Below are 16,930 nucleotides of genomic sequence, written 5' to 3' on the forward strand. Positions count from 1 at the left end.
GTGCGATACGAAGTTGCGGCGGGTGCGGGATGCGGGTGCAGTTGGCCGTTGGAGGTCCACTGGTGCCGCCGTCCGTGCGGCTCTTCGCCCGCCGGGGGCGACGGAGACTGTGGCGTGCCGCCCGATTCACAAGTTTGCCGTTCCGCCGCCCCATCCGGGGCGGTGGCGCACGGCGGGCGTTTGGTTCCACGGGTTACACTCCGTCCGCCTGTTGGCGGACTCCGTTTCACCCGTAGCTACAGCCCGTCGCCCGCTTCGGGGCTCAAGACGTGGAACGACAGTTTTTGACGTCCACAGTGCCGATTTGTCGACCACCAGTTCACGGCTGCACCCGAAGGCCGCCCATGAAGACAATGGCGGCAACTCCTCCGTCGTTCGATCCTCAGCACTTGGCGCTTCTTATCCCAGCAGTTCGCGTGTCAGCAGGTTCAGGAACAGTCCTACGTCGGTTACGATGCCGACGCTTTCCAGGCTGCCGCGGTCGGCGAGCTTCGTCACGACCGCCGGGTTGATGTCGACGCAGACGAGCTTCACACCCGCCGGGGTCATGTTTCCCACGCCGATGGAATGGAGCATCGTCGAGAGCATCAGGACCATTTCGCAGCCTTTGAGCGCCTTCGCATAGGCAGACTGGGCTTCGACCAGGTCCATCAGCGTGTCGGGGAGGGGGCCGTCGTCGCGGATGGAACCGGCGAGGACGACGTCGACGCCGCTCGTGACGCAGGCGTGCATCAGGCCGCCGGTGACCAGGCGCTGCTCGACCGCTTGGGCGATGGAGCCCGCCCGGCGGATGCGGTTGATCGTTCGCAGGTGATGCGTGTGTCCCTCGTGGACTCCCTTGCCACGGGCGAGGTCGACGCCGAGGCTGGTGCCGAACATCTGGCTTTCGAGATCGTGGACCGCCAGGGCATTACCCGACAACAGCGCCTGCACATAGCCGGCACGGACCAGCCGTTCAAGGTGCGGACCGCCTCCCGTGTGAATCACCACCGGGCCGCCGACGACGGCGATTCGGCCGCCTCGTTCGCGAATCTTTTTCATCTCCCAGGCCAGTTCGCGGACGGCGGTTTCCACCCGGCGTTCGCTGCTCGCGGAGCCGGTCATGAAGCCGAAGGCATCCTGGCCTTCCCGGCCGCGGACCAGCTTCGGCTCGACGCGGACCCCGGCGATGTCGCAGACAACGGGATCTCCCTGTTTCAGGTCGCGGATCAGGGCGCATCGCACGCCTGACCCGTGGCTGCCGCCGGCGACCAGTACGGCGTCCATCCGCTGTTCCTCCGCCAGCGACCATTCGCCGCGAACGCGGACGCTGGTGGGGTAGATCGTCGTGGCGTAGAAGCCTTCGGGGGCGACGCCGTCGGCGGGGGCCGGTTCGAGACGGGCGTCGGCTTCGGGATCGACGGGCTGGGCGCCGAGCGACATCAGTTCGCTGAGGACGACCTGCAGCACATCGGGGTCGGCGGCGGTCAGGCGGAGCTGGGCGATGGAATGCTGATCGTGGCGCTGGCCGGGTTCGAACTTTTCGACGCGGCAGCCGAGTCCCCGGTCGGCGACGAGCGAGACGGCCTGATTGAGCAGACCGGTATCAATGAGATGTCCGCGCAGGACGACTTGCGTGGTCCGCACGGCACAGGCGGCTTCGCGCTTCGCCGGGACGGAGGGCTGCTGGAGCCGGAGCGTGAGGCATTTCACGCCTCCGCCGGCCTGGAGGAAGCTGGGGACGGGGCAGCGGATGACGCGGAGGTTCTGGTTGGCGAGGGCCGCTTCCAGGGCGGGGGTGCAGTCGTTGAGGAGCAGATCGTGGCCGAGCTGCAGGGCGTTGCAGGCGAACAGTTCGCCGTCGCGCTCGCTGGCTTCGATGCGGTGGTCTGCGGAGATCCGCTGCTGGACGACCTTCCGGCTGGCGTCGTCGAAGGCGCTGGGGAGCCAGAGGAGCCGGCCGTCGGTGAGGGGGCAGAAGCAGGTGTCGAGGTGGTAGTAGCGCGGGTCGACGAGCCGGAGCGGGACGACTTCGAGCCGGAGTTCTTCGGCGACGAAGGGGGCCGATTCGAGGCTGGAGCGGACGCCGTGGCCGAGCCAGAGGAGCGGCTGTCCCGGCTGGATGAGGGCGTCGCCTTCGCCTTCGAAGGGGCGGTCGCCGGGGAGGGTGATGACGCGGAAGCCGGCCGATTCGAGCCAGCGCGAGAAGCGGGGTTCTTCCCCCTGGCGTTCGGCGAAGCGGAATTGGCTGAGGACGGCGGCGTCTTCGAGGATCAGCCCGGCGTTGGCGGTGAAGACCATGTCGGGCAGGTTGTCATCGAGTGTGGGGGGCGTGATCAATTCGACGCGAGCCCGGACGCTGATCTCGTGATGCAGCCGCTGCCACTCGGTGCGGGCGCGGCCGAGATCGACCCGCCCCTGCTGGCCTTCCATCCACGGGTTGATGACGTAATTGACGCCATAGCCGTCGGGCGGACACATCAGAATCCGGTCCATCGCGGTTCCCCTTCCTGCCGGGACGTCCTGTCGCACGAGTCGCGCGGCGACCGGCGGCGTCTGCAGGAAGTATTCGTCGGGGAACTCGAGATGGCAACTCTCCAGCCACAGAGGGGCTAGTGCTTTATGTTCATATGTTTTATGCTCGCAGACCGGAGCCGGCCCGTTGGTGGAACAATGACGGATGCAGGGTGGTTGACATGAAGAAGCGACCGACGAAGAAGCGACCGACAAGGGACAGCAAATCGACCGGCGCGCTGGCCGGTCGCCGAAAGACCCTGCCGCCGGCTGTATCGAAAGCCAAAGCCAGTGCCAAGGACTTTGAGGCCGTCCTGCGGTTGATCGACGCTTCGCGGACCCGCGCCGTGGCGGCGGTCAATACGGCGTTGATCGAGCTGTACTGGAAGATCGGACAGTTTATTTCCCGGAGAATCGCCGGCGCGGGCTGGGGGCAGGGGACGGTCGAGGCTCTGGCCGAGCACATTCGACGACAGCAGCCGAATGCACGCGGGTTTTCGGCCAGTAATCTCTGGCGAATGATGCAATTCTTCGAGACTTATCGGGATCTGTCAAAACTCGCAGCGCTGTTGCGAGAATTGCCGTGGAGCCACCATCTGGCGATCCTGAGTCGGTGTAAGCGGGACGAAGAGCGTCAGTTCTACTTGCAGAGAGCGATCATCGAGCGGTGGTCGTTGCGGGAACTGCAACGCCAGCTTAATGGAGCGCTCTACGAGCGAGTTGCGCTCGCCGGACCGAATCTCGCACCAGCGTTGCGAGACACTCGGCCCGAAGCGGCGGCGATTTTCAAAGACAGCTATCTCGTCGAGTTCTTGAACTTGCCGATCGAGCATTCGGAAGCCGATCTGGAACAGGCCCTGATCGAACAGCTCCGGAAGTTCCTCATCGAACTGGGACGCGACTTCTGTTTTGTCGGCAGGCAGTTTCCGCTGCAGGTTGGCAGGCGAGATTTCGCCATTGATCTGCTGTTCTTCAACCGGGCTCTCAACTGCCTGGTGGCTTTCGAGCTGAAGATCGAAGAGTTTCAGCCCGAGCATCTCGGCAAGCTGGAATTCTACCTGGAGGCCCTCGATCGCAACGTGAAGAAGCCGCACGAGCAGCCCTCCATCGGCGTCCTGCTGTGCGCGACGCGGGATCACGAAGTCGTCGAGTATGCACTGAGCCGAGCGGCCTCTCCGGCGCTGGTGGCCGAGTACCAGACCCGGCTGCCGGACCGGAAACTGCTGCAGGCCAAGCTCCACGACTTCTATGCGTTTGCCGAATCGCAGGCGGGTGCTCAGTCGCCGCGCAAACTCAAACGCACGACAAAGCGATCGGTCTGATCGTGAATGCGCTCAGGACCGGGGCATCGCGATGACGCTCCTGCCCCGGCCACCCGAACGCGATATCCGGTACGTCACTTTGCTCCAGGCGCCGGTTTCTCGCCCAGCACGATCGTCAGCAGCAGCGACGAATCCTCCAGCGCCTGGAGCGCGTGGGGCTGGCCCGGGAGCAGGGAGATCAGCGTCCCGGCGGTCAGTTCGCAGCTCGTGTCGCCGGTCTGGAAGGCGACCCGGCCTTCCAGGCCCTGCACCGTGATGGGACCTCGCGCCCGGTGCTCGGGGAGTTCCTTCCCTGCGGGCAGGACGAGCCGGATGACTTCCAACGCCTCCGTCTTGATCAGCACGGTCGTCCGGGATTCGGCGAGCCGGTCTCCCAGCGGCTGAAGATCAATCAGCTCGCCCGGTTGTGCGTGCGGAATGGCCATGATTCAACTCCTCAGTGAGGCTTCGATTCGCGATGGATCTGCTCAGGCGATGGAGCCCGCTGCCGTGATATCCTGCCGCGGGCCGAAGAACTCGAAGTGGATCCGGGCTTCGTCGACGCCGCGGTTCTTCAATTCCTGGTACAGACCGACCATGAACGGCTTGGGACCGCAGAAGTAGAACTCGGCGTCGTCGTGCGGCACCAGTTCGTTGAGCAGCGCGTTGTCGATGACGCCGGCGCTGTCGCAGCGCCGCTCGCGGACGTCGTCTTCCAGCGGCTGGTCGTAGCGGAAGTGCGTCTGGATCGCCGGGCACTCCGTGGCCGTCTGTCGGGCTTCCTGACCGAGCGCGTGGACTCGGCTGTTGCGGGCGGCGTGGATGAAATAGACCGGCGTGGAGACCTGCTGCGCCGCAAGGCTCTTGAGCATCGACAGCACGGGGGTGACGCCGATGCCGCCGGAGAGGAGTACGATGGGTCGGCCGTTGACCTGGGCGGGATTGAGGGTGAATTCGCCGCAGGGGGGGCCGATCTGCAGCGTGTCCCCTTCGCGGACGTGCTCGTGCAGATAGTTGGAAATCAAGCCGGCGGGGGCGTCCGCGACTGGGCTCGGCTCGCGTTTGACGCTGATGCGGTAGTGGCCGGCATCGGGGCGGTCGGACAGGCTGTAGTTGCGGGGCGACGTGGGCGTGGTGGGATGGTCGATCTTGACCGTGATGTACTGGCCGGGCTGGAAGCTGGGCAGCGGGCCGCCGTCCGCCGGGCGGAGGTAGAACGAGGTGACGATTTCGCTTTCGGGCGTCTTGCGCTCGACGACGAACTGACGATAGCCGGCCCAGCCCCCTGGAGCCGCGGCCTGGGCCTGATAGATTTCGGCTTCGCGCTGGATGAAGATGTCGGCCAGGAACCCGTAGGCCTCGCCCCAGGCGGCGATGACTTCGTCGGTGGCTGCGTCCCCGAGGACATCCTTGATGGCGACCAGCAGGTGCTTGCCGACGATGGGGTAATGTTCGGCCTGGATCCCCAGCGAGCAGTGCTTCTGGGCGATCAGTTCGACGGCGGGGCCGAGCGCTCCCAGATTGTCGATGTTGGATGCGTACGCGCAGATGGCCCCAGCGAGGGCCCGCTGCTGTCCGCCGGAATGCTGGTGCGCCTGATTGAAGAAGGCTTTGACTTCCGGGTTTCCCGTGAACATCAGGGAGTAGAACCGGCGGGTGATGGCCTCAGCGTGCGAGGCGACCGCGGGGGCCGTGGCTTTGACAATCTGAATCGTGTTCTCGCTGAGCATGATGAACTCTCTCCGGGCGGGCTGCGAAACCAAGGGCGACGACCTCTGTTTCGCCAATTATGGATGTTTATATCCAGAATTGCAAGAGAGAGTCTTTGAGAGAGAGCAATTTGTGGAAAACCGCAGCGGCTCGGCTGAAAACCGCAGCGCCGCGTTCGTGGGGACTAGACCGGCGCTCCTGTAATGTTTCGTACGGATGGCGCCTCATTCCGGGTGGCTGGCGTCGGCGGCTTTGGGCCGCCCCCAGCGAGATGGTAAGAATCTGGCGGCTCGAAGACTCGACCCCAGCCACCCAGCCACCCCAGCATGAACTGCTGAGATTCCGCGACGCGACAACTATGCCGGGCGAGTGCGATGCACGGCGGGCAGCAGCAGCGTGCTGACGAAGCAGACCGCCAGCAGGACTTCCAGCACGGCGAACACCGCCGGCAGGCCGGCGACGTCTCCCAGCCGTCCCAGCAGCGGGGCGACCATGCCCCCGGTGCTGACTGCCAGGCCGATGGTCACGCCCGAGGCCACGCCGACCTGGTTCGGCAGGTACTCCTGGCCGAGCACGACCGCGGGGCTCGACGGGGCGAAGAACAGGGCGGCGGCGAGACCGAGCAAGATCAGGCTCGCGGTCTGATTCGGAGCGAGAAAGACCAGCGGGAAGGCCAGCGTGCTGAGGCCGAAGCCGATCTGGATCACGGCTCGCCGGCCGATACGGTCGGCCCACCAGCCGCCGATGAGCGTCCCTCCCACGCCGCTGAAGAGGAACACCGACAGGGCGAACGTTCCTTCGGTCAGCGAGCAGCGCCAGTGCTCCTTCCAGAACAGGACCAGGAAGGCATTGAGACCGAAGAAGACGATCGATCTTGCAATCACGCTGACGGCCAGCCGCCAGAAGCCGCTCCAGTTGTCGACGCCGGGCGAGACCATGCTGGATGCGGCCCTGGCCGCCCGAGGGGCGATCGGGCGGGTGAACTCCCAGGCCAGGAGGGCGGCGACGAGTGAGGCGGGAACGATGATCCCCAGGATGCCGATCCGACCGTAACTGGTGAGCAGGGCGGCGCCGAGCATCGGGGCCAGGGCGAAGCCGACGCTGCCGCCGAGCGAGAAGTAGCTCATGGCCGTGGTGCGCGCAGTCCCCGCGGCGAGAAACGTCCGTCGGGCGGCTTCGGGGTGAAACGCCGCGATGCCCAGCCCGCTGGCGGCGAAGGCGAGGAGCAGGACCGGGTAGAACGCGACCTGCGCGCCGAGGGCGAGGGCCGTCCCGGCGAGCAGGACGCTGGCGGGAAGAAGCGCCGGAATTGTGCCGCGGTCGGCCAGTTTGCCGAACAGCGGCTGAACGACGGACGACAGCGCCGACGTGGCAAACAGCAGTCCGGCGGCGGCGGTGTAGCTGTAGCCGTCGTGCGTGACCAGAAACGGCACGAGCGCGGGGACGAGCCCCTGGCAGAGGTCGACCAGGAGATGTCCGAGCGTCAGCAGCGCGATCGGACGGACGTGAAGCGGCTCCGCAGCGATCGCGGGCGCAAGGGTCGAGGCAGACATGACGGTTCCGTCATCCAAGAGGCGGGCAGTTCGGCAGGGAGGACACGGTGCGCGGCAGGAAGGTTCAGCGCGGGAATTGTTGACACAATTCGACGAGATGTCCAGAGGGCGTTGAAATGCCGAAGCTCCAAATCTGAAACGCCAAACTCCAACAAAACAGTGAAATGCAGGAAGCCAGCGTCCTGTTGAGATTTGGTGTTTGAGATTTGGAGCTTTACGCCCGTGACTTGATGTTTGGCGTTTGCAGCTTCCTTCTGGTGAATCCATCAGCCTCCCGTGATATGATCCCCGCAACCGGTTCAGAACCTTGCAAGAGGGTATCGTCAGCATGTCGCGCGTCGTCGCTCGTCCGAATCAGCTCGATCTCGATTCCCCCGGCCGCCGGGATTACTGGCTGGCTCTCGAACATGACAGTATCTGGGGGGATCACCTGATCCCGTTGACCGTCTGGGTGGGGCCGGAAGCCAAGCCGGGCGAAGGGCTCGTCTCGTTCGGCTCGAATCACGGCAACGAGTACGAAGGGCCGGTCGTCCTCAAGAAGCTGATTCAGGAAATCCGCCTCGAAGACGTCCGCGGCCGGATCATTTTCATTCCGGTATTGAATCCGTCGGCGTTCCGGGCGGGGACCCGCGAAAGCAGCCCCGATGATCGCGTGAATCTGAATCGGGCGTTCGTGGAGGGGGCCGGCGTGACGCCGGCGCTGTCCGGGATTACGCACCGGATTGCCGCGTTCGTCCGGCAACACATCTGGCCCCGGGTGCACATTGTGCTGGATCTGCACTCGGGCGGCGACGTGGCCCGGTTTTCGATCTGTGCCAACTACCACCCGGTCGAGGATCCGGTACTCGCCAAGAAGATCGAGCAGACCGCGCGCTGGTTCGGGACGCCGAGCCTGATGGTCTATCAGAACGTCACGCCGGGGTTGCTTCCGAGCGAGGCCGAACGACTCGGCAAGATCACGGTCGGGACCGAGCTCGGCTGGGGTCGGTCGGTGAATCCGGAAGGGGTGCGCTACGGCCGGCACGGGGTGCTGGCTGCACTGATCAACAACGGACTGCTCCGCGGGACGATCGAGCCGCATGCGCATCACAAGGATGGGACGCAGCGAACTCTGGAGATGGTCGATCGCGCCTGCTTTACCGTCGCCCCGTTCGACGGCCATTACGAGCCGCTGCTGGAGTGCGGTACGGCGGTCAAGGCGGGGGACGTCGTCGGCCTGCTCCACGATTTCGACCACATCGACATGGAGCCGTATCCCTGCAAGGCAGGCGTCGACGGCGTTGTCCTGGCCCAGGCCTGGGTCGCGCCGGTCCCCCGCGGGCAGCATATTGTCGTTGTGGGAAGAGTGATCCCATAGTGGGTGGCACGCCCAGAGTCTGCGATGGGCGTGGTCTTACCCCCGTCTCAAAGCCACGCCCTTCGCAAAGCCTCAGGTCGGGACGTGCCATCCAGTTGTCTTGCACGATTGTTGCCACAGATCTGCAGGCGGGAGCCTGCCCTACGGCTTCTTCACCAGCCACTCACCACTAATCACTAGCCACTTTCCATGAAAATCACCGAAGTCGTCTGCCAGATTCTGCGCATCAAGAACGTTCAGGCGAAGACCGCCAGCAGTCAGGATTCGGTGCTGATCCGCATTCGGACTGATAATGGCCTGGAAGGAATCGGCGAAGCCGATTCTTCGCCGGAGATGGTCAAGGCAGTCATCGACGCGCCGTTCAGCCACAACATCGCCACTGGGCTGCGGCCGCTGCTCGTCGGCGAGAACCCGCTCGATACCGAGCGGCTGTGGGAGAAGATGTATCGGCGGACGATGTACTGCGGCCGGCGGTCGACCACGATCACGGCGATGGCGGCCATCGATATGGCGCTGTGGGATCTCAAGGGGAAGCACTTCGGCGAGCCGATTCATCGGCTGCTGGGGGGCAAACGGCACGACAAGATCCTGGCCTATGCTTCGATTTTGTTCGGCAAGAACGGCGACGAAACCGCGGCCATCGGTCGTCGCTGGCGCGAGGCGGGCTATCAGGCGGTCAAGTTCGGCTGGGAGCCGATGGGACAGAGCGAAGCGGTCGATCGGGATCTGGTCGCCGGCGCCCGCAAGGGACTGGGAGACGACGCGACGCTGCTGATCGACGCCGGCTGCGTGTGGGATGCCCGGACCGCCCTGCAGCGGGCCAAGGCGTTCGAAGAGCATCGGATCGGCTGGCTGGAAGAGCCGCTCCATCCGGACGACTACGAGGGTTACCGCTGGCTGCGGGATCGCTCGCCGGTGCCGATTGCGTCGGGCGAAGAAGAGTGCGGCCGGCAGGCGTTTCGACCGTTGATCGACGGTCGTTGCCTCGACGTCTACCAGGTCGACCTCTCCCGCAACGGTTTTACCGACGCCAATTATATCCGCCAGCGGGTCGAGGAAATTGGCGCCCGGCTGTGCAACCACTGCTACACGAGCCCGGTGACCGTCGCCGCCAGCCTGCACTGGCTGAGCACCTGCCGGGATGCGTTCCTGTTTGAGGATTGCGTCGAGGATTCGCCGCTCCGGCACGAACTGACGGTCAACAAGGTCCAGGCCGTCGACGGCTGGATCACTGTTCCGGATGGTCCCGGGCTGGGGGTGACGCTCAACGAGGACTTCGTGAAATCGACGCTGATCGAACAGTCGGCGTAGCGGGACCGGCGGCGGCTGGTCTCGACCCACTCGCCCGGTCTCGACTATCTTTCGCGCGCGGTCCCCTGCCTGGCCTGTCGCCGGAAGATGCCGGATGGAACATACGCTGCATCGTCAGTTGAAAGCCCTGTACGGCACGCGCCTGGAAGACCAGGAGGTGGCCGTGGAGGGTTATCGTATCGATGCAGTGTCGCGCGGCCGGCTGATTGAGATTCAGCAGGGTTCGCTATCGGCTCTGCGGAAGAAGGTGGCCTGCCTGCTGGAGCGGCACCGGCTGACGATTGTGAAACCTCTCGCCGCCCGCAAACTGCTGATCAAGCGGGACCGGGCGGGGGGAGAGGTGATCGGTCAACGGCTCAGCCCGGCCCATGAGACGCTGTGGGATCTGTTTCCGGACCTCGTCCACTTTGTGGAGGTCTTTCCGCATCCGCGGCTGACGCTCGAAGTGCTGCTGACCGAACAGATCGAGTACCGCTGCCCGTTCAAGCGCCGGCGGAATCGTGGACGGGACTTCCGGGTGGAAGATCGCGAACTGCAGTCCGTGGTCTCACGACACAAGCTGCGGACGACGACGGATCTGATTCGCCTGCTGCCGGCGTCGCTGCCGCCGGAGTTTACGACCGCGGACCTCGCACGAGAAATCGGCCTTCCTCGCTGGCATGCCCAGAAGATCGCGTACTGTCTGCGTCAGACCGGTGCGGCGGAGACGGTCGGCAAGCTCCGCGGCGGCTGGATTTATGCGCTGACTCAGAAACGTCGCAAAGCAGCGTGAGGTGTACGCGACACCGGCAGGTCGCTGCCAATGCGACACTTCAGCAGCCAGTCGAAGAACTGGAGACAGACAGGAATGTCTGTCCCACCTGAAGCGAATTTCTCGGAAAAGGTGGCCCAGACATTCCTGTCTGGGCGTTTCGCTGGAATTCTTGAACGCGTTGTGAATCGGCACGGGCGCGCCGTCCGTAGTACGCCGAGGAACCGAGTCAGTAATTCCTTGGCGGATCGATCGTGGTCACGCCGCGATCTGAGATCCCGGCAGCTCGTCGGCGACCGACTCGATCTGAGGTCGTTCGATCTGCGACTGGCGTTCGGCGTAGCCGATCAGCAGCGCCATTTCGCAGAGCCGGTTGATCTGCCGCGGGATTCCGCCCGAGAGTTCGTAAACGGCACGCAACGCGTCGTCCGTGAAGATCGGCTGCCCGGCGCCGACTGCGGCCAGGCGATGCCGGACATATTCGGCGGTTTGCGGTTCGGTCAGCGGCTGGAGGGCGCACGCGAACGACAATCGTTCGTCGAGGCGGTGGACGCGCCGCAGCATTCCCAGCAGTTCCGGCCGCCCCCACAGGACCAGTGCAAACTCCGTCTTACCGGGGCGATGCAGGTTGAGCAGCGACTGCAGCGACTCGAAGACGCGCCGGTCTTCGATCAGATGGGCGTCGTCGATCGAGATCACCGGCGGACGATGTTCCGCGGTCAGCGCCGTCAGCCGCGCTTCGAGCCGCCGAAGGACGAAATCGAGCCCCAGGCTGCTGTCGAGTTGAGCGTCCCCGCCGGCGTCGAGCCGTACGGCGATGTCGGTGATCAGCTCGGCGGGGCTGAGCTGCGGATATTGAATCGAAGCGACCGGCCCCCGGTCCTCTGCCGTCAGTTGCCAGGCGATGTCGGCGAGGTAGGTCTTTCCGCACCCCGCGGGGGCGACAATGACGGCGCCTTCGTGCTGCTGCTGGAGCAGGAATCGCAGCTTGAGCAATGCGGCCTGCTGCGACGGAGCCGGGAAGAACGATTCCAGCCGGGTCGCCGCGCTGAAGGGCGTTCGTCGGAGCTGCCAGTGGTTCTCGTACATGGGTCCGAACCTCCGAGACGGGGCCTACGGGTCGATGACGGGGGGCTGTCGCAACGGATTGTCGAACGTCGGCATCGGTCGTCCTGCCGGCTGGATTTTCTCGTCGATGGCCTCAATGGTGCCGGTCAGCCACGCCGCCCGGACCAGCGGTTCCTGCCGCACCCGAGGCTCCGGTTCGGTTGCTTCCGCAGTCTCGAAGGCGGCCTGAGCGATATTGTCCGTGGAAACATGCGCCGGCCGCCCGCCCGCTGCGAGTCTGACGGGAGCGAGGCTGGCGGATTCCGCGGGGCGTGCCAGCGCAACCTTCAGAGGGACATCGTCGGTCGCGGTTGAGTCGACGACCTTCGGGGTTTGATCGAGTTTCCAGGTCTGAAAGACGGCGTACGAAAGACCGACAACGCTACAGACCACAAGCAGTCCCGTCAGCGACTTCAGGCGACGACTGACGGACGGGGCCGATCGGGATTCCCGGACGGGAACCGATGAGCCAGTGACCTCCATGCCACACACTCCACGGACAGACAATCTGCGCACCACGCCGGCGGCGCTCTTCCCGCATTATCGGCGAGCCAAGTCGCCGACATGAGCCGCGCTCCGTCTGCGGCCGGCGCGGCGTCTGTTTCACGAGTGACGCGAAGCCGTTGAGGGGCGAGGTTAATGGGACAGACCGTGAGATTTCTCGCACGAAATGGGCATTTGGCTGGCCGGGGACTTACAATCGCCGGGACCGTTTCACAGGACCGGAGCCAGACTACTGTTTTCCCAGTTGACACCTACTGGTTACGCAGTAGAATTGGCCCATGTTGCGGAATCTGCCGGAGCACACGTATGGCACGTCCACGAACCCCCCATCCAACCCCCTCGGAGCTGGAGATTCTCAAGCTTCTCTGGGAGCGCGGTCCGTTGACCGTCCGCGAGGTGGTGGAAGTCGAAGAGGCCGATCAGAAGTCGCGGGCTTATACGTCCGTCATGAGCCTGATGAACGTCATGGCCGAAAAAGGGCTCGTTTCCCGCGAGCCGGAAGGCCGGGCGTTTCGCTACCGCCCGGAAGTCACCCGCGAAGTCACCCAGACGCAACTGGCGACCGATCTCTGGTCGCGCGTCTATGGAGGCGCCACCAGCACGCTGGTGGCCCATCTGCTGGAGCAGTCGCAGCCGTCGGAAGACGAATTGAACGCCATCCGTGAGCTCCTCACCCGGTTCGAGCGGCCCGAGGAGGCTCAATAATGTTCGAACTCTGGCTCGGACCGTTTGCGGAAGCCCTGCTCCATTTTCTCTGGCAGGGGGCGCTGATTGCGGCGCTCGCCGGCATCGGCCTGATCCTGCTGAAAAACCCTCGTCGGCGATACGGACTGCTGCTGGTCGGCCTGGCCGCCTGCACGATGTGCGTGCCGGTCACCGGTGCGTGGCTGGTGTGGCGCGATCTGCGGATCGACTCCGCGCAGCTCTCCCAGGACGACTGGCTGCTGGCCGAGTTTGCCGCCGCGACGGCGATTGAAGTTTCGCAACCTGCCGCCGACTGGACGTGGCAGCGATTGCTTGTGCTGGGCTGGACGTTTGGCGTCGGGTTGTGCAGTTTGCGGCTGCTGCTGGGGGGCTGGGGGGTCGTCCGTCTGCATCGGGGCCTGAAGCCGGCTCCCGAGAGCTGGGAGATTTCCATCCGGCGGATGGCCGGTCTGTTCGGCTGGTCGCGTGCACCACGGGTCGCGCTGTCCGCGCACGTGGGCGAACCGCTGGCCCTGCTGTGGTGGAGGCCAGTCGTGGTCCTCCCCGCCGCCTGGGCGCTGTCGATCCCCCCCGCGGTGCTGGAATCGATCCTGGCCCATGAATTTGCGCACCTGTATCGCTGGGATCTGTGGATCAACGCGGGGCAGCGGATTGTCGAGGCATGTCTGTTCTATCACCCCGCGGTCTGGTGGATGTCGAACCGTCTGCGTCTGGAACGCGAACTGATCTGTGATGAACTGGCCGTCAGCCGAATCGGGCAGCCGCTGCAGTATGCCCAGGCTTTGGAGTACGTCGCACGGTCCCGCATATCGCGGCCCGGCGTGTTGTTTGCAGCCTCACTGGGAGACACTCACATGGATCTACTGCAACGCGTCAAGCGCGTCCTGGGAGTGCCGACGTCGGCCTCGCCGGGCCGCTGGTGGCCTGCAGGCGTCGCGGCCCTGCTGGTTCCCGCCGGGATCTGGATGGCGAGCCCCGGCTGGCTCCCGTCGGCGATCGGCGACGACGATCGCAAGGAAGCCCGCGACGACGATGACGAAAGTCCCGAGCAACGCAAACTGCGGGAGCTCCGTCGGGAACTCGAACGCGCCCACGACCGCATTCATCAGCAGGAGCGGGAGATCCGCGAACTGCGCGAAGGCCGCGACCGTCGCCCCGACGGTCCGGGTCGCAGTCCGGAAGATCGACGTCCTCCGGAAGGACGACCGGACGGCCCCGATCTGGGCGGGCTGCCCCCCGAGGCGCGGGAGAAGATGCAGCGTCACATGGCTGAGATGCGCGAGATCATGATGCAGCATCACCGCGGCGGGCCCGGCCGCGGTCCGGAAGATCGCCCGCATCCCCCGGAACACCGGGAAGGGATGGACCACGCCGGTCCGCCGCGCGGCCCGTTCGGCGGTCACGGCGGACCGGGGCGCGAAGGCTTCCACCCGCCCCGCGAAGTCCTGGCGGAAGTGATGGACGTCGTGCGGGATTTGAAGAACGAAGTCAGCGAGCTTCGTCGCGAGGTCCATCAGCTTCGCGAACGTCCGCACGGCGACCAGCCGCCGCACATGCGCGGCGAAGGCCCTGGGCGGCCGTTCCAGCCGCAGATGATCCATCGTCCCGACGGTCCGCCGCGGGATGGCCAGCCGCCGGCCGTTCGCGAACGTCGTCCCGACGGCGAAGGCCCGGGCCGCCCGCATCAGCCGGAATTTCTGCGCCGTCCCGAAGGACGCCCGGAGGGGCGCGGCCCCGGTCGTGACGGTCCTCCCACCGTGCGCGAGCGGGGACCGGAGGAACGTGGTCCAGACCGTTTACGTCCGGCTCCCGATCGCCCGCGTCGTCCCGAGGGCGAGAAGGAAGACAGGGGCAAAGGGGCCGACGTCGCTCCCGAGCGCGTGGCGCCTGAGGCTGCCGTCGTGAACGTCGATCAACCGCTCGAAGCCGCCCCCTCTCCGGAGACGCCGGTGGCGGACACGGCCAGCGACGCCCCGGCTTCGGCCGATGCGCCGGCGAAGAGCGACGACAAGTAATCTTGTCCGCAAGATGCGACGGACTGAAGGCCCCGGTCGACCTCGTGTGGACCGGGGCCGGTTCGTTGAGTGATGACGGTTGCGATAACCATCGTTTCGCCTTGTGCCCCAACGGGCATTGTTGAATCATGGCTGCAGTCGCCGGATGATCCGTGGCGACCTCGATTGCGGCTTTCAGCAGGAAGTTTTCCATGCGTCCCTGGACGATGATTGTCTGGTTCAACCTGCTCCTGCTGGCCGGTTGCGGGCGTCCCGCCGGTCCGCCCGTCCCGGCGACGACGGAGATTTCCGCCAAGCCCGAGTCGCTCGTCACAGAAGCCGCCGAGTGGCTGCCCGGTCCGGATGACTGGCCGATGTGGCGCGGCCCCGGCGCGGACGGCGTCGGCATCGGCCCCGCCGTCCCGACGCACTGGACCGACACGGAGAACGTCGTCTGGAAGGTCAAGATTCCTGGCCGCGGTCATTCGTCGCCGATCATCGTGGGCGAACGAGTCTATCTGGAGACGGCCGACGAAACGGCGCTGAAGCAGTCAGTGGTCTGCTTCGAACGGGCCGACGGGAAGCAGCTCTGGCAGACGACGTTATTCGAGGGGAACTTCGAAACCGCGGTGCACGCCGAGAACACGCAGGCGACGAGTACGCTGGCCTGCGATGGCGAACGTCTGTTTGCTGTGTTTCTCAACGACCGCAAGATCCGGGCGGTTGCGCTCGACCTCGACGGCAAAGAGCTGTGGAAGACGGACGTCGGCAGCTTCGCGTCCAAGTTCGGCTATTCGGCGTCACCAACCCTCTACAAGTCTCTCGTGCTGCTGGCCGCCGATCACCAGCAGGGGGGCTATCTGGCGGCCCTCAATCGCGTCACCGGGGACATCGTCTGGCGAAAGTCGCGCCCGGCGAAGTCGAGCTATGCCTCGCCCCGCGTCGTGACGCTGGGGGGCAAGGATCAGCTCGTGATCTGCGGCTGCAACGTCGTCGAGAGCTTCGATCCGCTGACGGGCGACCGGCTCTGGTCGACGCCGGGGACTGCCGAAGCCGGCGTCGGGTCGCCGGTGATTGCCGGCGACCTGGTGATCGCCAGCGGCGGTTTTCCCGAGCAGGAGACGATCGCCGTCAAGTCCGACGGCACCGTCGCCTGGAAGGAAAACGTCAAGTCGTACGTGCCGTCGCTGCTGGTTTACGAGCGGAAGCTCTACATGGTCAACGACGACGGCATCGCCCGCTGCTACGACGCGGAGTCGGGCAAAGAGCTCTGGAAACACCGGATCAGCGGCAATTTCCGGGTCTCGCCGGTCGAATCGGGCGGCAACATCTTTACGACGGACATGTCGGGGAAGACGACGGTGTTCCGGGCCAATGCTGAATGGTACGAGCAGATCGCCGAGAACCAGCTCGGCACGGAAGGCTTCGCCAGTCCCGCCGTCAGCCGCGGGCAGCTCTTCCTGCGCGTGGCGGATGATTCGCACGGCCCGCGTCAGGAGTGGCTGTACTGCATCGGCAATCCGTAGGGCAGGCTCCCGCGTGCCGAAATCGGCTGTCAAATGCTCGAAGGGTGCGGCCTCCTTGAGAAGACCACGCCCTTCGAAGACTCAGGGCGTGCCACCCGGTGAGTCCTCCGTTACCGCACCACTACGCAGCCTTCTGCCGGGCGAGGAGGGCGTCGAGCGTCCAGGCGCCGACGCCGTTGGCCATCACCAGCAGCATCGCGCCGATTAGCGCCGAGTTCTTCATGAATTGAATCGTCTGCTCCTGGATCTGCTGGGCGTTCTCCGCCGGGATGTTCCAGAAGTCATGGAAGTAGTAGGTCGCCAGGACCAGGAACACAGCCAACAGCCCGGCTCCGATCCGCGGCCGAAGGCCAAGCACCAGCGATGCACTTCCTGCGATGAGGAAGACGATCGCGCCGGCGAGCATCACCTGCGGCACGGGGACCCCTTCGGAGCCCATATAGCCCGCGATCGCGTTGAAGTTGGGAATCTTGTTCCCGACCGCGCTGAGAAAGAAGATCGCCGACAGGAGCACCCGCCCGCTCACACTCAACAGACCCTGCACAACATTCGACATGATTCGTTCCTGACCAAAAAGTTCTCGGATTTCGCCCACACTCGGGACATTTACGGATTCGA

The 16,930-nt window shown here is 65.2% G+C and carries 14 protein-coding genes; 7 read left to right on the forward strand and 7 right to left on the reverse strand.

Annotated features, from left to right (window positions below):
• Positions 1-399: 399 nt before the first annotated feature.
• Positions 400-2,475, reverse strand: coding sequence for an ornithine cyclodeaminase, nickel-pincer nucleotide-dependent (locus SH412_RS21710; protein ID WP_336520122.1), 2,076 nt, complete (start codon positions 2,473-2,475; stop codon positions 400-402).
• Between the two features lie 200 nt (positions 2,476-2,675).
• Here SH412_RS21710 and SH412_RS21715 point away from each other — a divergent pair, with 200 nt between their 5' ends.
• Positions 2,676-3,815: a PDDEXK nuclease domain-containing protein gene (locus SH412_RS21715; RefSeq protein ID WP_336520123.1), complete on the forward strand. Its 1,140-nt coding sequence runs from the start codon at positions 2,676-2,678 to the stop codon at positions 3,813-3,815.
• Between the two features lie 74 nt (positions 3,816-3,889).
• Here SH412_RS21715 and SH412_RS21720 read toward each other — a convergent pair whose 3' ends face one another.
• The 3 genes from SH412_RS21720 to SH412_RS21730 form a co-directional block, all read right to left on the reverse strand.
• Positions 3,890-4,240 carry a cupin domain-containing protein gene (locus tag SH412_RS21720; protein WP_336520124.1) on the reverse strand — a complete coding sequence of 117 codons (351 nt, stop codon included), beginning with the start codon at positions 4,238-4,240 and terminating at the stop codon, positions 3,890-3,892.
• A 42-nt stretch (positions 4,241-4,282) separates the two neighbouring features.
• On the reverse strand, positions 4,283-5,524 hold the full coding sequence (gene hmpA, locus SH412_RS21725; RefSeq protein WP_336520125.1) for an NO-inducible flavohemoprotein: 1,242 nt from the start codon (positions 5,522-5,524) through the stop codon (positions 4,283-4,285).
• Between the two features lie 336 nt (positions 5,525-5,860).
• Positions 5,861-7,057 (reverse strand): MFS transporter, encoded by a 1,197-nt coding sequence (locus SH412_RS21730; RefSeq protein ID WP_336520126.1) that lies wholly within the window; start codon positions 7,055-7,057, stop codon positions 5,861-5,863.
• Positions 7,058-7,385: 328 nt separating this feature from the next.
• Between SH412_RS21730 and SH412_RS21735 the strand changes: the two genes are divergently transcribed.
• From SH412_RS21735 to SH412_RS21745, 3 genes are all read left to right on the forward strand, one after another.
• Positions 7,386-8,414, forward strand: a complete 1,029-nt coding sequence (locus SH412_RS21735) for a succinylglutamate desuccinylase/aspartoacylase family protein (protein ID WP_336520127.1) — start codon at positions 7,386-7,388, stop codon at positions 8,412-8,414.
• Positions 8,415-8,603: 189 nt separating this feature from the next.
• Positions 8,604-9,725, forward strand: a complete 1,122-nt coding sequence (locus SH412_RS21740; RefSeq protein ID WP_336520128.1) for a mandelate racemase/muconate lactonizing enzyme family protein — start codon at positions 8,604-8,606, stop codon at positions 9,723-9,725.
• Positions 9,726-9,819: 94 nt separating this feature from the next.
• Positions 9,820-10,497: a hypothetical protein gene (locus tag SH412_RS21745; RefSeq protein ID WP_336520129.1), complete on the forward strand. Its 678-nt coding sequence runs from the start codon at positions 9,820-9,822 to the stop codon at positions 10,495-10,497.
• Positions 10,498-10,734: 237 nt separating this feature from the next.
• On the opposite strand, the gene SH412_RS21750 is transcribed toward SH412_RS21745, so the two are convergent.
• Both SH412_RS21750 and SH412_RS21755 read right to left on the reverse strand, forming a co-directional pair.
• Complete coding sequence (locus SH412_RS21750; protein WP_336520130.1) at positions 10,735-11,565, reverse strand: ExeA family protein; 831 nt, start codon at positions 11,563-11,565, stop codon at positions 10,735-10,737.
• A gap of 24 nt (positions 11,566-11,589) precedes the next feature.
• Positions 11,590-12,066, reverse strand: a complete 477-nt coding sequence (locus SH412_RS21755) for a hypothetical protein (RefSeq protein ID WP_336520131.1) — start codon at positions 12,064-12,066, stop codon at positions 11,590-11,592.
• Between the two features lie 327 nt (positions 12,067-12,393).
• On the opposite strand from SH412_RS21755, the gene SH412_RS21760 reads away from it, so the two are divergent.
• The 3 genes from SH412_RS21760 to SH412_RS21770 all read left to right on the forward strand — a co-directional run bounded on the left by SH412_RS21760 (position 12,394) and on the right by SH412_RS21770 (position 16,312).
• Complete coding sequence (locus tag SH412_RS21760) at positions 12,394-12,792, forward strand: BlaI/MecI/CopY family transcriptional regulator (protein WP_336520132.1); 399 nt, start codon at positions 12,394-12,396, stop codon at positions 12,790-12,792.
• Positions 12,792-14,807, forward strand: a complete 2,016-nt coding sequence (locus SH412_RS21765) for a M56 family metallopeptidase (RefSeq protein WP_336520133.1) — start codon at positions 12,792-12,794, stop codon at positions 14,805-14,807. Before SH412_RS21760 ends, SH412_RS21765 begins: the two co-directional genes overlap by 1 nt.
• Positions 14,808-14,998: 191 nt before the next feature.
• The gene (locus SH412_RS21770; protein WP_336520134.1) at positions 14,999-16,312 is read left to right on the forward strand and encodes a PQQ-like beta-propeller repeat protein; all 1,314 of its coding nucleotides are present in this window, start codon (positions 14,999-15,001) and stop codon (positions 16,310-16,312) included.
• A 121-nt stretch (positions 16,313-16,433) separates the two neighbouring features.
• Here SH412_RS21770 and SH412_RS21775 read toward each other — a convergent pair whose 3' ends face one another.
• Entirely contained in the window at positions 16,434-16,868 is a 435-nt protein-coding gene (locus SH412_RS21775) for a DoxX family protein (protein WP_336520135.1), read from the reverse strand.
• Positions 16,869-16,930 lie beyond the last annotated feature (62 nt).

Origin of the sequence: Planctellipticum variicoloris, from assembly GCF_030622045.1 — a bacterium.
GTDB lineage: Bacteria > Planctomycetota > Planctomycetia > Planctomycetales > Planctomycetaceae > Planctellipticum > Planctellipticum variicoloris.

Excerpts from the sequence above, each read along its gene's own strand:
- SH412_RS21710 (WP_336520122.1), bottom strand. The coding sequence starts at position 2,475 with ATGGACCGGATTCTGATGTGTCCGCCCGACGGCTATGGCGTCAATTAC.
- SH412_RS21715 (WP_336520123.1), top strand. The coding sequence starts at position 2,676 with ATGAAGAAGCGACCGACGAAGAAGCGACCGACAAGGGACAGCAAATCG.
- SH412_RS21720 (WP_336520124.1), bottom strand. The coding sequence starts at position 4,240 with ATGGCCATTCCGCACGCACAACCGGGCGAGCTGATTGATCTTCAGCCG.
- hmpA (WP_336520125.1), bottom strand. The coding sequence starts at position 5,524 with ATGCTCAGCGAGAACACGATTCAGATTGTCAAAGCCACGGCCCCCGCG.
- SH412_RS21730 (WP_336520126.1), bottom strand. The coding sequence starts at position 7,057 with ATGTCTGCCTCGACCCTTGCGCCCGCGATCGCTGCGGAGCCGCTTCAC.
- SH412_RS21735 (WP_336520127.1), top strand. The coding sequence starts at position 7,386 with ATGTCGCGCGTCGTCGCTCGTCCGAATCAGCTCGATCTCGATTCCCCC.
- SH412_RS21740 (WP_336520128.1), top strand. The coding sequence starts at position 8,604 with ATGAAAATCACCGAAGTCGTCTGCCAGATTCTGCGCATCAAGAACGTT.
- SH412_RS21745 (WP_336520129.1), top strand. The coding sequence starts at position 9,820 with ATGGAACATACGCTGCATCGTCAGTTGAAAGCCCTGTACGGCACGCGC.
- SH412_RS21750 (WP_336520130.1), bottom strand. The coding sequence starts at position 11,565 with ATGTACGAGAACCACTGGCAGCTCCGACGAACGCCCTTCAGCGCGGCG.
- SH412_RS21755 (WP_336520131.1), bottom strand. The coding sequence starts at position 12,066 with ATGGAGGTCACTGGCTCATCGGTTCCCGTCCGGGAATCCCGATCGGCC.
- SH412_RS21760 (WP_336520132.1), top strand. The coding sequence starts at position 12,394 with ATGGCACGTCCACGAACCCCCCATCCAACCCCCTCGGAGCTGGAGATT.
- SH412_RS21765 (WP_336520133.1), top strand. The coding sequence starts at position 12,792 with ATGTTCGAACTCTGGCTCGGACCGTTTGCGGAAGCCCTGCTCCATTTT.
- SH412_RS21770 (WP_336520134.1), top strand. The coding sequence starts at position 14,999 with ATGCGTCCCTGGACGATGATTGTCTGGTTCAACCTGCTCCTGCTGGCC.
- SH412_RS21775 (WP_336520135.1), bottom strand. The coding sequence starts at position 16,868 with ATGTCGAATGTTGTGCAGGGTCTGTTGAGTGTGAGCGGGCGGGTGCTC.